Raw genomic sequence first — 13,716 nt, 5'->3', positions numbered from 1 at the left:
CCCTCCCCCGCCACCGCCACCGCCACCGCCACGGAAGCGTGGCGGGATTGTCGCCCTCGCGGCGGTTCTCGCGTTCGTCGTGGTGCTCGGCCTGGGCGGCGGATGGCTGTTGTGGCAGAGCTCCGGCGATGGCGAGGGCGAGGGCGGGGACGCGGCCGCGGCGGGCGACCCGGCCACCCTCAACGTGCTGAAGAAGGGCCGCCTGACCGCCGAGGACGTGGGCACGGTCGATCCCACGGCGCTCTTCTACGCCGGCTTCAGGAAGATGGCCACGCAGCCGATCCTGCACCTCACGCAGGAGTCGTACACCGAGGAGTCCGAATACCGGCAGGGCGAGCCCGGCTACGTGTGGGAGAGCGGGTTCGACTACCGGACCAAGGAGTTCCGGATGGTGTGGGGGTCGGCCGACCCGGAGGACCCGATCACGGTCTGCCGCGACGGCGCGTCGTACGACTACAGCTACAGGCTCAGGAGATGGGACGGCCCCGACACGGGGGACTATCTCTGCAGGCTCAAAAGCGCCTATCGCTACATCTCCGACGGCATCTCCACGGGCGGCATGACGGAGGCCCAGGCCGACAGGTGGATCAAGGCGCTCCAGACCGAGTACAACGGGTTCGTCAACCCTAGGGAGCTGCGGCTGACCGAGGTCAAGGGCAAACAGTATCTGCGGCTCGTCGTGGACTACACGCCGGTCAAGCGCGCCGACGACCTGTACTACGGCGGCCAGTCCCTCATGTGGTCGTTCAAGAAGTCGGGCCTGGACCCGCAGAGCCACCCCTACTCCTACACCGGCGGGATGGGCACCGGTTTCCACGCGGTCTACCACCTCGACCCGGGCTCGCTGCTGACCGCCTACTCCGAGGTCGAGGTGACGCCCGCCGTCGGCAAGGACGGCCGGCCGCGCGAGGACGGCGACTTCTACAAGGTTCGCGTCGAATACCACCACCCCGGCCGGCTGCCGGCCATGAAGCCCGAGGGCAGTCCCGCGCGGCCCGAGCTCACCTGGCCGCGGGACAAGGCGTGATCCGGCGTACGCGGACGTCCCGGTGCCGCGCTGCGGGAAACTGAAGGGGTGACCGCCGAGAACGACCGTCCCGCACCGCCCGTGACCAGCACCTCCATCGTCCTGCTCACGCTGGCCCGCCGTATCGAGAGCGAGCTGGGCGCCGCCCTGGCGCCGCTCGAGCTCACGGTCGGCCGGCTGGGGCTGCTGGGCCACATCGCCAGGATGCCGGGGGTGTCGTTCAGCGAGCTGGCCCGGATGTCGGGCACCACGGTGCAGAGCGTGCACACGGCGGTGAAGGCGCTGGCCGCCGCCGGGCTGGTGCGCGACCGCACCGCCCGGGCCGGGTCGGCCTCGACCATCGAGGTCACGGCCGAGGGGGCGCGGCTGCTCGACGCGGCGCGGGAGGTCGTGGCGCGGGTGGACGACCTGCTGTTCGGCCCGGCGGCCGACCCGATCCAGCGCCAGGTCGGCGACGCGGTACGGGCTGCTTTCGGCAGCGCGGGCTGATCCCCCTACCTTCAGGCCCCTTGAAGCTTGCGTGCTAAGCTTCAAGTCCCCTGAAGGTTGCTCGTCGTCTGGAGGATCGGTGGAGGGTCTGCTGCTGTCGGTGCACGTGCTGGCCGGCTTCTTGTTCGTCGGGGGGACGGCCGTGGCCGCGAGCCTGTTCCCGCGGTACGCGCCGGTCGCCGGAGCCGCGGAGGGCGGCGAGCGCAGCAGGGCGGTGGCCGCCGCGCTCCACCGCGTCAGCCGCGGCTACGGCATCGCCGCCGTCCTGGTGCCCGCGGCCGGCATCGTGCTGGCCATCGTCCAGGGCAGGATGAGCGAGACGTGGCTGGTCGCCTCGATGGTGCTGACCCTCGCCGCGGGCTGCCTGCTGGCCCTGCTGATCGTCCCCCGCCAGCGGGCCGCGCTGGCCGAGCCCGGCGAGCCGGCGGCGCTGCGCACGCTCAGCATGCTCACCGGCGGCTACAACCTGCTGTGGGCGGCCGTGGTCATCCTGATGATCGTGCAGCCGGGAGCCGGTTGACGGTCAGCCGGGACGTACGACCCGGCCGCGGTCGCGGAGCCAGGCGTAACCGCTCACCGCGATGCCCGCGACCGTGACGGCCGCCGCCACGAGGTAGAGCGAGCGCAGCCCGAGGCCGGCGTCGATGACCCGGCCGCCGAGCCAGGCGGCGAAGGCCGCGGCGAGCTGGTAGGCGGAGGCGTTCACCGCCATGGCCAGCGTGGGCGCGGCGGCGGCGGTGGCCAGCACCCGCGCCTGCATGCCGGGGATGACGGAGAAGCCGAGCGCGCCGACCACGAACACCATCACCGCCGTGACGGCCGTGCTACCGCTGCCCGCCCACATGAGCACGAGCGCCCCCGCGAGCAGAGCCAGCAGCCCAACCTGCGCCCGCATCGGCGACATGTCGGACAGGCGTCCCCCGGCGATGTTGCCGGCCGCGGCGCCCACGCCGTACACCAGCAGCAGGACGGCGACCGCGCCGGCGGCGAACCCGGTGACGGTGGTGACCAGGGGCGCGAAGAAGGTGAAGACCATCAGCAGCCCGGCGTTGCCCACGGCGGTGACCGCGATGGCGAGGAGCACGTCGCGCCTGCGGAACACGCGCAGCTCGGCCACCGCGGAGGTCGCCGGCGCCGCGTCGCGGACGTCCGGCACCAGCCGCGCAACGAGCAGCAGCCCGGCCGTGCAGCACGCGGCGATCGCCAGGAACGTGGCCCGCCAGCCGTGCGCGTCGCCGATGAGGGTGCCGATGGGCGCGCCGAGGATCATCGACAGGTTCATCCCGAAGACGAGCGTGGACACGGTGGACGCCTGCCTGTCCGGCGGCGCGGTGGACGCGGCGATGACGATCGCGTTGGCGAAGAACGTGGACGTCACCAGCGCGGTCACGACCCGCGCGGCGAAGAGCACGGGATAGGAGGGTGCGAGCGCGGAGGCCAGGTTTCCCGCGATGGCGATCGCGAGCAGGGCCAGGATGAGCGGCTTGCGCGGGAAGCGGGCGCTGAGCGCCGTCAGCACCGGGCCGCCGACGATCATCCCGATCGCGTACGCCGTCACCAGCAGCCCGGCGGCCGGGATCGACACGGTCAGGTCCTCGGCGAGGTCGGGCAGGATCCCGGCGATGACGAACTCGCCGGTCGTGATGCCGAAGACGCAGAGCATCAGCGCGGGCACGCCGGCGTTGGTCCTGGTCACAAAGACTCCATTCTTTACTGATCTGTACAAAATTAAGGCAGCACGAACCCCCGCGGCGGATCCCGCGGGGTTCACAGGGCGGCGACGGCCCCCTCGACGACGTCGAGCAGCGCCTGCCGGTCGCCGGTGACCTTGGCGAGCACCCGCAGGCCGTAGTAGGCGCTCTGGAACGCGCGCGCCACCTGGAGCGGCGGCCGGTCGGACGCCAGCTCGCCCGTGCTCTGCCCGACCTCCACCAGCCGCAGGATCGCCTGCTCCAGATCGGTGAACTGGCGGCGCACGAGCCCGGCGACGGCCTCGGTGCGCCCGCTCGTCTCGCTGGCGGCGTTGAGCGCCAGGCAGCCGCGCCGGCCGGGGTCGGCCATGTCGGCGTCGATGACGCCCAGCATCAGGTCTCTCAGCCGGTCACGCACGGAGCCGGGCTCGGCCAGCATCGCGAGCTGGGCCTCGCCCTTGGTGTCGGCGTAGCGGCGGATCGCCGTCTCGTAGAGCCGGTGCTTGCTGCCGAAGGCGTTGTAGAGACTGCCGCGGCCGAGCCCCGTGCGGGAGCACAGGTCCTGGGTGCTGGTCGCTTCGTACCCCTTCTCCCAGAACAGCTCCATCGCGGCGTCGACGGCGGCCTCATCACTGAACTCGCGTGGCCTGCCCATGAAGGGGAGGCTACCGGATTTTGTACAGCACAGTAAAGAAACTGCCCGCCGACCCACGCCACGCGCGGGCGCGGCACGCGTGGCGGCGGACGAGGGGGAAGAGGTGCTTAACTTGGCTTCGTAAAACGTTTCATTGGTCCGCGTTACCCCGGAAGGACACCCTTGGACTACGAACGCCAGCCGTACAGAAGGTGCGGCCGCAGCGGTCTCCTGCTCCCCGCCGTGTCGCTCGGCCTGTGGCACAACTTCGGCGGCGGCAAGCCGCTCGACAGCCAGCGCACGATCCTGCACAAGGCGCTCGACCTCGGCATCACCCACTTCGACATCGCCGACCGGTACGGCCCGCCGCTGGGGGCCGCCGAGTCCACGTTCGGCCGGATCTTCCCCCGGTCGATGCGCGACGAGGTCGTGGTCACGACCAAGGGCAGCAACCCCATGTGGGACGGCCCGTACGGCAAGGGCAACTCCCGCAAGCACCTGCTCGCCACCCTCGACCGGTCGCTGGAGCGGCTCGGCCTCGACTTCGTCGACATCTACTACCTGCACCGCGACGACCCCGACACCCCGCTCGAAGAGCAGGTGGCCACGCTCGACCACATGGTCCGCACCGGGCGCGTGCTCTACGTCGGCGTCTCCAACTTCTCCCCCGAGCGCACCGCCCAGGCCGCCCGCCTGCTGCGCCAGCTCGGCACCCCCCTCCTGGTGCACCAGCCGTCCTACTCCCTGCTCAACCGGGGCATCGAGGACTCGTTGCTGGGGGTGCTCGAGGAGCAGGGCGTCGGCTGCGTGGTCTACTCGCCGCTGGCGCAGGGCCTGCTCACCGACCGCTACCTCGACGGCATCCCCGCAGACTCGCGCGCCGCCGAGGGGCGTTTCCTCACGGCCGACCGGGTGACGCCGGAGGTGCTGGCGTTCGTGCGCTCGCTGTCCGAACTGGCCGAGGCACGCGGCCAGACGGTGGCGCAGCTCGCGCTCGCCTGGGCGCTGCGCGACCCGCGCATCACGTCGGTGCTCGTGGGGGCGTCCAGCCCCGAGCAGCTGGAGGCCAACGTGGCCGCCGTCGACAACCTCGACTTCACCCACGAGGAGCTGGCGGCCATCGACCGCGCCGCCAAGGAGTCCGGCGTCGCGGCGTAGCGCGCCCTCCCTCGGCGGGCCGGACGGCGCCTGTGGTGCTCAGCCGGCCGGTCCGCCGTCCCTCCGGTCGAGACGCTGGTAGAGGCCGTACACGAAGCAGGCACGGTACGCCGTGCCCGCGTGGTCGAACTCGACCGACCAGTGGTGCGGCGCCTGCCCCTCGAGCGAGGTGGCCCCCGGGAAACTCGTGCCCACATCGGCGACGACGCACGTCCAGGGGGTGAGGTCCGCGAAGGCCAGCCGCACGCCGCCGCCTGGCCGGACGAACCACTGATTCCAGACCTCGCCATCGGGCCCCGTGAGCACCTCGAACTCCAGGCCCGGCCACGACGGCAGGATCCACCGGCGCACGTCGCAGGTCAGGCTGCCGAACGCGCGCGGGCCCGCGTGGTGGGGCGGGCCGAGCGCCATCCGGAACACCGCCGCCCCCTTGGGAGCTCGGGAGGCGTGGGCCAGCCGGGTCCAGTGGGTGTGCGCGGCCCGTACCTCGGCTCTGGACGCGCCCATGGCGGCGAGCGCGTCCTCCACCCGGCCGGCGTTGAGGTCGCGCATCCGGTGCATCAGGGCCAGCTCGAACTCGCGCACCCGGAACCGCATGGCCCCCAGCCTGCCAGAGGCGCGCCGCGCCGCGGCCATGGACCGGTCCCGGTGGCCGATCAGGGTTCTCCCTCCGGAAGGCGTCCGTCAGGGTTCTCCCTCCGGAAGGCGTCCGTCAGGGTTCTCCCTCCGGAAGGCGTCCGTCAGGGTTCTCCCTCCGGAAGGCGTCCGTCAGGGTTCTCCCTCCGGAGGGCGTCCGTCAGAGGGCGAGCACGGTCACCGAGTGCGGACCGACGGCCCACGTGCCGTCGCTCGCCTCGACCTGCCCGAGATCGCGCACCGCGACCGTGTCCGGCGCCCCGAGGGTGTTGACGGCGTGCAGGTCGCCGGTCCCGAGGGTGCGGACCCGCGCGCTCACGGGGGTGTCGCCCGCGGCGCCGTCGAGGACGATCCGCAGGCGCACGGTCTCGTCGCGGTGCCGGTTGACGACCGCGACCCGCACGGAGCCGTCGTCGGCGCGGGTGGCCGACACGTCGATGTAGGGGACGGTCATGGGCGCGGTGAGCAGCCGCCCGTCCGGGCCGCGGTTGTCGCCGAGGCGGACCGCCGCCGACCGTGCCGGGCCGTCCACCCGCGACGGCAGCACGGTCGGGCCAGTGTGGTGCCGGTAGAGGTGCCATACGTGGTAGATGGCCGAGCGCAGGGCGCCGCCGGGACGGGCGACGATCACGCCGTTGGCGTTGACCAGGTTCACCGGGTTGGCCATGCTCACGGGCGCCGGCAGGCCCGCGGTGCGGTGCACGGCGTGGAACACCCCGGCGTAGAAGACGAGGTCGCCGACCGTACGCGGGCTCCACCGGTTCACCCGTACGGGGCCCGGCCGATCAGCGGGCGCCACGCCGGAGATCTCGCGCGGGGCGATGCCGCCGTCGTCGCCGGGGAGCGGGTCCGGCCAGGCCGCGGGCTCCAGGTGGCGCATGTTCCACTCGTCGAGGGCGAGCGCGGGCGGGCGGTCCAGGCCGGCCTCCGCGGCGAGCGCGGTGACCAGCTGGGAGTAGGCGTGGATCTCCCGCTCGAAGTAGAGGGACTGGGCGACGACGTCGTCGTAGTCGTCCCCGGTCCACAGGTGGGTGCTGGCGCCGTACAGGTGGAGGGACAGGTAGTCGAGCAGGTTGCCCGCCTGCCGCATCAGCGGGCGCGTCCACTGTTCCTGCTGCCAGGGGATGCCGACGCCGATCAGGCGGATCTCCGGGTCGACCAGGCGCATGAACCTGGCGTGCTCGCGGGCCGCGGCGGCGTACTCCTCGGCCGGGCGGTGGCCCATCTGCCACGGGCCGTAGACCTCGTTCCCCACCCCCCAGTACTTCACCTTCCACGGCTCGGCGCGCCCGTTGCGGGCGCGCCGGCCGGTGAGCGCGGTCTCCTGGGCGGCGTTGGTGTACTCGACCCAGCGCACCGCCTCGTCGACGTCCCGGCAGGAATGCACCAGGTACGGCTCCGCGCCCACGGCCCCGCACCACGCCAGGAACTCGTCGGTGCCGAAGCGGTTGGACTCCAGCCCGCCCCAGGCCAGCTCCAGCCGGCGGGGCCGGGTGTCGCGCGGGCCGACGCCGTCCTCCCAGTGGTAGGCGGAGGTGAAGTTGCCGCCCGGCCAGCGGATGGGGCCGGGGGCCAGCTCGCGGCAGAGCTCCAGCACGTCGGCGCGCATGCCGCGGAGCGGGCCGGGGTCGTCGATGGACAGCGGCGACCCTTCGTCGAACACCCCGCCCTCGATGTTGCCGAAGAAGGCGGACTCCAGGAAGTGGCCGTAGACGTCGTCGTCGAGCCGGCCCACCGGGTGGCGGGTGTCGATCGTCACGAGCGCCTCACGGGCGGGGACGGGCATGTCAGGGATCTCCGTTCCGGTCATTGCTTCACCGCTCCCGCGATGCTGTCGACGAACTTGCGCTGGAGCACGACGAAGACGGCGATCACCGGGATCAGCGAGATGACCGCCGCCGCGGCCATCCCCGACCAGTCGGTGCCCCGTTCTCCGACGAAGACGGTCATGCCCACGGCCAGCGTCCGCAGGCCGGGCTCGCTGAGCGTGAACACCAGCGGCAGGAGGTAGACGTTCCAGGCGAACAGGAACGTGAGGATGACCACCGTGGCGGTGATCGGCCAGGCGAGCGGGAGCATCACGCGGAAGAAGATCGTGAAGTGTCCGGCGCCGTCCAGGCGCGCGGTCTCCTCCAGCTCCTTCGGCAGCCGCCGGAAATATCCCGCGTAGAGCAGGGTCGAGGCGATCTGCCCGCCCGCGCCCAGCCCGAGGATAACGCCGGCGTGCGTGTTGAGCAGGCTGAGCTGGTCGGTCAGCTGGGTGATCGGGATGATCGTGTACCCCTCGGGGAGGAAGAAGGTGACCAGGAACACCCCGATGAGCAGCTTCTTGCCGACGAAGTCGTAACGCCCCAGCACGTAGCCCGCCAGAGCGCTGCGCACGACGACGAGCAGCACGGTGCCCACGGTGATGACGAGCGTGTTGACGAAGTACGTGGCGAAGCCCACCTCGTTCCAGGCCCGGGCGTAGTTCTCCCAGACCGGCCGCTCGGGCAGCAGGGCGAGCCCGCTGCCGAAGATCTCGGGCGAGGACTTCAACGACGCCGAGACGAGCCAGGCGAACGGGTAGACCCACAGGCCGCCGAGCACGAGCAGCAGGACGACCGTCACCACCTGACCCGGGCTGGGACGGCGGAGCAGGCGGGCGCGCCAGGTCAGGCCGGCCTGCGCGGTCGCCGTCATGACGCGCCGGTCCTTCCTCTGGCCCAGCGCATGCCGACGGCCTGGGCGATCGCGAAGCCCATGGTCAGCAGCCCGAACAGCACCGCCGCCGCCGACGCGTAACCCAGCTGGGGAACGGTGGCCTGGAAGGCCGTACGGAAGATGAAGATCTCGATCACCTCGGATGAGAAGGACGGCCCTCCGCCGGTGAGGGTCTGCATGAGGTCGAAGACGTTGAACGCGGCCACCGTGTCGATCAGGGTGATGATCACGAGGAACGGCACGAGCAGCGGCATCGTCACGTGGCGGAACTCCGCCCAGGCGCCCGCGCCGTCGATCATCGCGGCCTCGTGCACCCCCTGCGGGATCGTCTGCAGCGCGGCGAGCCAGTAGATCAGCGTGATGCCCAGCCATTTCCACACCCACACGGCGATCCCGGCGTAGAGCGAGGTGCCGGCGTCGGCCGCGAAGTTCGCCGGCGAGTCGATCAGCCCCGACCAGACCAGCGCCAGGCTCACCGGGCCGCTCGCGTCGAGCAGCAGGGTGAACACGACGCCGACGATGGCTCCCGTGGTGACGACGGGCAGGAAGAACAGCGTGCGGAAGAAGCCCTTGAACGGCGTCTTCTTCCGGTTCAGCACGAGCGCGAGCGCCAGCGCCAGCCCCACCCGCAGGGGTACGGCGAACACCAGGAACACGATCGAGTTCCAGAACGCGTTCCAGAAGAGGTCGTCACCGATCAGCCGCTCGAAGTTCTCGACGCCGACGAAGGTGCCGGCGGTCGCGAAGCCCGGCCAGTCGAGGAAGGCGAACCACCACGAGGCCAGCAGCGGGTAGACGGTGTAGGCGCCGTAGCCGAGGACGGTCGGGAGCAGGAAGAGGTAGATCCACCAGTCCTGCCGCAGGCGGCGCAGCAGGCCGCGCCCGCCGCGGTCCCGGGCGGCCGCCACGGCCGGACGCTCGCGCCGCCGGATTGTCGTTGTCATCGCGCTCCTGTTCGCAGGCGGGGCTCGGCTCAGCGCTCGGCGTAGGCCTGCTGGTCGTAGTCCGCCTTCCTGTCCCAGTTGGCGAACACCCAGGCCTTCGTGTCGACCTCGACGCCCTTCTCCTCGCGGACGACCTTGATGGCGCGCTCGCGCTCGGCGCTCATGGCGTCGGTGTAGCGGCGGAGCTCGCCGGCCACGTCGGAGGTCGATCCCGTCAGCACCGACTGGACGATGTCACCGAGGTTCGGATGGACGTCGCGCATCTCGGCGAGCACCTGCCAGACGCCGGGCGTGCCGACCTCGGGCGCCGGGGCGATCCGCACGTCGTCCTGGAAGTTGGCCACGCACTGCCGGTAGGCCGGGTGCACCTCCGCCTCCTCCACCACGTCGGCCAGGGCGGGTGGCTGGTCCATGGCGGCGGCCAGCCTGGCCTGGAATTCCCTGGTCGTCATCCGCAGCATGAGCTCGGCGGCCTCCTTGGCCCGCTTCGACTGGCTCGACACCCAGAAGGTGCCGGACTGCGGAGGGCTGTAGACGAAGTTCCTGCTCGTCTCGGGGCAGGGGATGTGCCAGGTCCCGACCCCGCGTTCCACGGCCTCCGGCTCGTCCACGCGCAGCCCGCCGATGAACCAGGCGCCCCACAGGTACACGCCCGCCTGGCCGGCCGCCCAGCGGGCGCGGGCGTCTCGGGCGCCCATCGACGCGGACGCGGGGTGCACGACCTTGTCGGTCTGCAGGGCGATCAGGAACTCGATGGCGTCGGCGTACTGCTGGGCGTCGTAGGCGTACGCGCCCGTCGTCCAGTCGATGCCGCCCGGAGCGCCCGCGGTCATGGCCAGCCGGTTCACCAGGAATTCCAGGTATTCGGTCTCCTTGCTCGGCACGACGATCCCGTACACGCCGTCGTCGGTGCCCTTGGTGAGGCGCCGGGCGACGTCGCGCAGCTCGTCCCAGGTGGCCGGATCCTCCTCGGGGTCGACCCCGGCCTGCTTGAGCAGCGCGGTGTTGAACCACGGCACCGCCTCGTGCCAGCGGCCGGAGAACGGCGGGAAGGAGTAGATCTCGCCGTCGAAGCGGTGCATGCCGTCATAGAGGAACTCGCCGACCGGGCTCCCCTGGAAGTCGGCGAGCTTGCCGATGGGCTGGAACCAGCCCTCGCTGACCAGCGCCGCGGCGGAGGTTCCCAGGCCGGCCAGCGAGTGCACGTCCGGCATCTGGTTGCTGCGCCGCCCGACCTGCAGGGCCTGGCCCAGGTCGGGCACGTCCATCTGGCGCCGCTCGATCGTGACCCCGGGATGCTCCTTCATGTAGGGGGCGAAAAGCTCGTCCTGCAACATCTTCGTCAACGGGCGGAACTGGTCCCACCACTGGAGGGATCCGCTCGAACCGCCACTTTCCCGGCTCATCTGCCCGCCACCCGTGCATCCGGCGAGCGCCGCGGCGAGTGCGGCGGCGCCGGCGCCGCCGATGAACTGGCGTCGGCCCATGCCGGGTCGCCCGGCGCTCCCCGCGCCGGGCAGGCTTCCAAGGATCCGTTGCTGCCGCCGCATGGCGACTCCTCTTCGTCGGTTCGGTCAGCGACCTGTCCCGCCCGTCCCTGATCAGGGATCCCCCGGTCAAGCGGATTGATGTTTGCGCAAACCTATGTCCGCCGCCCACCAGCGTCAAGATGGTGCCGGCGAGGTTTCTGCTCGGCCGGCATCGGCCACTGTGCTGGGCATAGTCGGCTTGACGTCGTGATATGCATGTTTGCGTAAACAAGAAGAGTGAGCGCACGAGGGCCCGGGAACGATTTCCGCGGCCCTGGGCGGGGATGTACGCTGTCGGCGGCGACACGTCCTTGAGCGACGTCGAGAGCGCCGGCGGCCAGCCCTGACCGGCCCGTCCCAGCCTTTTCGTGCGCTCCGCCCGCTGCGATGACGAAGGGAGACGCCCGGCGTGGTTCGAGCACCAGGCACGAGAGCGTCCGGAGGGCCGTCCATGGCCGACGTCGCCAAACTCGCCGGGGTCTCCGGCCAGACCGTCTCCAGGGTCGTGAACGGCAACGACCGCGTGACCGCCGCCACCCGGCTCAAGGTCGAGACGGCCATGAAACAGCTGGGCTACCGCGCCAACATCGCCGCACGGGCGCTGGCGACCGGCCGGTTCGGCACGATCGGCGTCGTCACGTTCAACCTCAGCGCCGTGCTCAACGTGCGCATCGTCGAGGCCGTCGCGACCGGCGCCCAGGCCCGCGGCTACTCGGTGAGCATCGCGGTGGTCGACGCCCCCACGGAGAAGGACGTGCGCGCCGCCGTGCGCGGCCTCACCGACCGGGCGGTGGACGGCGTGATCGTGATCGAGGCGCGCGTGCTCGACACCCCCCACCTCCAGCTGTCCGACGAGGTGCCCCTGGTCATCGCCGACAGCAAGGCGGCGCACCGGCATCCGACGTTCGGCATGGACGAGGCGGCCGGCGCCCGCGCCGCCGTCGACCACCTCCTGGAGCTGGGGCACGCCACGGTCCACCACGTGGCGGGGCCCGCCGGGTCCAATCCCGCGCAGCGGCGCAGGGCGGCCTGGCAGCGGCTGCTGAAGCGGGCGGGACGGGCGATCCCGCCGCCCGTCGTCGGCGACTGGTCGCCGCGGTCCGGCTACGACGCGGCTCTCCGCCTGCTGGCCGACGACTCCGTGACCGCCGTCTTCGCCGCCAACGACCAGATGGCGGTGGGTGTCCTGCGAGCGGCGGCCGAGCTGGGCCGCCGGGTGCCCGGCGATCTGAGCGTCGTCGGGTTCGACGACCTCGACTTCGCGCCCTTCCTCACCCCGCCGCTGACCACGGTGCGCCAGGACCTCGCCGCGGTGGGGCGCCGCTGCCTGGAGCATCTGATCGCCCAGATCGAGACGCCCGCAGGGCCGGTGACGGCCTCCGGCACCAGCCGGTTCGTCCGTCCCGAGCTGGTGGTCCGCGCGTCCACCGCGCCGCCGCGCCGCTGAGCCCGCACCGATGGGGCCATTGACAGCACGATCGAGTTAGCGCAAACATGACCGGCGAGTGCGCCGGTGACAACCGCTCATCCCCCAGCACAGGGAGCCATCATGCTGCGCCGACTGCCGATCATCACTCTGGCCGCGGTTCTGGCCTTCTCGACCACCGCCCACGCCACCGTCCAAGGAGGCAGACCCGTGCGGGACGACCAGCCCCGCGAGACCGCCCTCGGAGCCCTCGGGGCGAACTTCAACCAGAACCTCGACGCGCTGGACTACCGCGAGCTGCGGGAGGCCGGCGCCCAATGGGTGCGCGGGTTCTTCCCGATGCCCGCGGCCGACGAGGGTGACCCCGCCGATCACTTCGCGATCCGCACCCTCACCGAGGCCGCGGGACGCGGCTACGACACCCTGCTGAGCCTGAAGTTCCCGTACAACCAGAAGTCCTTCCCCGCGCCCGGCAGCAAGGAGATGGCCGCGGAGCTGGCCCGCCTCGACCGGGTGCTGCCCGCCGTGATGGGCAAGGCCGACATCATGACGATCGGCAACGAGCCGTTCATCGAGAGCCTGCCCGCCGAACGCGACGAGCGGCTCAACGCCTTCTACGAGACCGTCGCCCGGCACGTGATCGGCTATCGGCGCGAGCACTGCGGCGCCGGCTGCGGCACCAGGCTCTACATGGGCGCGCTCAACCGGCTCGACCTGGCCGACCGCCGCACGCCCGCCGCGGAGCGCTGGATGGCCTTCGTCCGGGAGACCCCGGAGATCGACGGCGTCGACATCCATCCCCACGTGCCCGCACCGGAGAGCACGCAGCCGTTCCTCGACTACATCCTGCCGCGGATGCGCGCCGGCCAGACGTTCCTCGTCACCGAGTTCTCGCTGGTGTGGCACTGGAAACGGCACCTGGAGGACCCCGTCGCGGCGGACTTCGCCCAGCGTTACGGATTCGCCCCCGGCACCAAGGTCTGGCAGGTGATCAAGGCCGCCATCGACGACCCCTTCCCCCAGCGCAAATGGCGTGACTTCCTGACCAGCTGCCCGTGGTTCACGAGCCAGTCGACCTTCCTGCGCGACCAGATGCGGCTCTACCGCGGCACCGGCCGGCTGGCGGTGGCGACGTACGGCTTCAAGCAGGACGACCTGATGGTGCGGAACTTCGGCCCGGACAAGGACCCGTGGCTGCTCAACAGCGTCTTCGCCACCTACACCGTCAAGCCGCGCGGCGACGGGACGTCCGCCCCCAACTACTGGCTCGGCGCCTTCAAGGCCCAGCAGCGGACGTGACTCCCCCGCCGTCCCGGCCCGGCCGGTAGGCGGCCGTCGGGACCGGCCGGGACAGAGCACGTCAGCTCGGCCGGCACAGGATACGTCGGGACCGGCCGGGACAGAGCGGACGGCCGGCCCAGGCGGCGGGCCGGGCAGCCGGGTGGAGTCGTGGCTCCGGGTACGCCAGGCGGCGTCCCG

Annotated in this window: 13 protein-coding genes; 6 read left to right on the top strand and 7 right to left on the bottom strand. The window is 71.7% G+C overall.

The window, feature by feature from the left end:
• From E1292_RS15000 to E1292_RS14990, 3 genes are all read left to right on the top strand, one after another.
• Positions 1-1,027, top strand: a 1,027-nt coding sequence (locus E1292_RS15000; RefSeq protein WP_220446835.1) for a hypothetical protein, incomplete at its 5' end; no start/stop codon positions are given.
• Positions 1,028-1,075: 48 nt separating this feature from the next.
• Positions 1,076-1,516, top strand: coding sequence for a MarR family winged helix-turn-helix transcriptional regulator (locus E1292_RS14995; protein ID WP_132595750.1), 441 nt, complete (start codon positions 1,076-1,078; stop codon positions 1,514-1,516).
• Between the two features lie 79 nt (positions 1,517-1,595).
• The gene (locus tag E1292_RS14990) at positions 1,596-2,036 is read left to right on the top strand and encodes a hypothetical protein (RefSeq protein ID WP_132595749.1); all 441 of its coding nucleotides are present in this window, start codon (positions 1,596-1,598) and stop codon (positions 2,034-2,036) included.
• Between the two features lie 3 nt (positions 2,037-2,039).
• On the opposite strand, the gene E1292_RS14985 is transcribed toward E1292_RS14990, so the two are convergent.
• Positions 2,040-3,212 carry an MFS transporter gene (locus tag E1292_RS14985; protein ID WP_220446834.1) on the bottom strand — a complete coding sequence of 391 codons (1,173 nt, stop codon included), beginning with the start codon at positions 3,210-3,212 and terminating at the stop codon, positions 2,040-2,042.
• Between the two features lie 71 nt (positions 3,213-3,283).
• Positions 3,284-3,862, bottom strand: a complete 579-nt coding sequence (locus E1292_RS14980) for a TetR/AcrR family transcriptional regulator (protein ID WP_132595748.1) — start codon at positions 3,860-3,862, stop codon at positions 3,284-3,286.
• A 162-nt stretch (positions 3,863-4,024) separates the two neighbouring features.
• Between E1292_RS14980 and E1292_RS14975 the strand changes: the two genes are divergently transcribed.
• The gene (locus E1292_RS14975) at positions 4,025-4,999 is read left to right on the top strand and encodes an aldo/keto reductase (protein ID WP_132595747.1); all 975 of its coding nucleotides are present in this window, start codon (positions 4,025-4,027) and stop codon (positions 4,997-4,999) included.
• Between the two features lie 39 nt (positions 5,000-5,038).
• On the opposite strand, the gene E1292_RS14970 is transcribed toward E1292_RS14975, so the two are convergent.
• The 5 genes from E1292_RS14970 to E1292_RS14950 all read right to left on the bottom strand — a co-directional run bounded on the left by E1292_RS14970 (position 5,039) and on the right by E1292_RS14950 (position 10,832).
• Positions 5,039-5,596: a hypothetical protein gene (locus tag E1292_RS14970; protein WP_132595746.1), complete on the bottom strand. Its 558-nt coding sequence runs from the start codon at positions 5,594-5,596 to the stop codon at positions 5,039-5,041.
• A 199-nt stretch (positions 5,597-5,795) separates the two neighbouring features.
• Positions 5,796-7,445 (bottom strand): alpha-L-arabinofuranosidase family protein, encoded by a 1,650-nt coding sequence (locus E1292_RS14965; protein WP_220446833.1) that lies wholly within the window; start codon positions 7,443-7,445, stop codon positions 5,796-5,798.
• Positions 7,442-8,317: a carbohydrate ABC transporter permease gene (locus E1292_RS14960; RefSeq protein WP_132595745.1), complete on the bottom strand. Its 876-nt coding sequence runs from the start codon at positions 8,315-8,317 to the stop codon at positions 7,442-7,444. Before E1292_RS14960 ends, E1292_RS14965 begins: the two co-directional genes overlap by 4 nt.
• Positions 8,314-9,282: a carbohydrate ABC transporter permease gene (locus tag E1292_RS14955; RefSeq protein ID WP_132595744.1), complete on the bottom strand. Its 969-nt coding sequence runs from the start codon at positions 9,280-9,282 to the stop codon at positions 8,314-8,316. The genes E1292_RS14960 and E1292_RS14955 overlap by 4 nt, the downstream gene beginning before the upstream one ends.
• Before the next feature lie 29 nt (positions 9,283-9,311).
• Positions 9,312-10,832: an ABC transporter substrate-binding protein gene (locus tag E1292_RS14950; protein ID WP_132595743.1), complete on the bottom strand. Its 1,521-nt coding sequence runs from the start codon at positions 10,830-10,832 to the stop codon at positions 9,312-9,314.
• A 430-nt stretch (positions 10,833-11,262) separates the two neighbouring features.
• Between E1292_RS14950 and E1292_RS14945 the strand changes: the two genes are divergently transcribed.
• On the top strand, positions 11,263-12,258 hold the full coding sequence (locus E1292_RS14945) for a LacI family DNA-binding transcriptional regulator (protein ID WP_132595742.1): 996 nt from the start codon (positions 11,263-11,265) through the stop codon (positions 12,256-12,258).
• A 102-nt stretch (positions 12,259-12,360) separates the two neighbouring features.
• Entirely contained in the window at positions 12,361-13,536 is a 1,176-nt protein-coding gene (locus E1292_RS14940) for a hypothetical protein (protein ID WP_220446832.1), read from the top strand.
• The last annotated feature ends 180 nt before the right edge of the window (positions 13,537-13,716 follow it).

The sequence above is a fragment of the Nonomuraea deserti genome, assembly GCF_004348685.1.
Lineage (GTDB): Bacteria > Actinomycetota > Actinomycetes > Streptosporangiales > Streptosporangiaceae > Nonomuraea > Nonomuraea deserti.
This window is presented reverse-complemented; position numbering and strand designations above follow the sequence as displayed.

What these genes read in the sequence shown, in the direction of transcription:
- E1292_RS14980 (WP_132595748.1), bottom strand. Translation starts at nt 3,862, where the DNA reads ATGGGCAGGCCACGCGAGTTCAGTGATGAGGCCGCCGTCGACGCCGCG.
- E1292_RS14970 (WP_132595746.1), bottom strand. Translation starts at nt 5,596, where the DNA reads ATGCGGTTCCGGGTGCGCGAGTTCGAGCTGGCCCTGATGCACCGGATG.
- E1292_RS14965 (WP_220446833.1), bottom strand. Translation starts at nt 7,445, where the DNA reads ATGACCGGAACGGAGATCCCTGACATGCCCGTCCCCGCCCGTGAGGCG.
- E1292_RS14960 (WP_132595745.1), bottom strand. Translation starts at nt 8,317, where the DNA reads ATGACGGCGACCGCGCAGGCCGGCCTGACCTGGCGCGCCCGCCTGCTC.
- E1292_RS14955 (WP_132595744.1), bottom strand. Translation starts at nt 9,282, where the DNA reads ATGACAACGACAATCCGGCGGCGCGAGCGTCCGGCCGTGGCGGCCGCC.
- E1292_RS14950 (WP_132595743.1), bottom strand. Translation starts at nt 10,832, where the DNA reads ATGCGGCGGCAGCAACGGATCCTTGGAAGCCTGCCCGGCGCGGGGAGC.
- E1292_RS14945 (WP_132595742.1), top strand. Translation starts at nt 11,263, where the DNA reads ATGGCCGACGTCGCCAAACTCGCCGGGGTCTCCGGCCAGACCGTCTCC.
- E1292_RS14940 (WP_220446832.1), top strand. Translation starts at nt 12,361, where the DNA reads ATGCTGCGCCGACTGCCGATCATCACTCTGGCCGCGGTTCTGGCCTTC.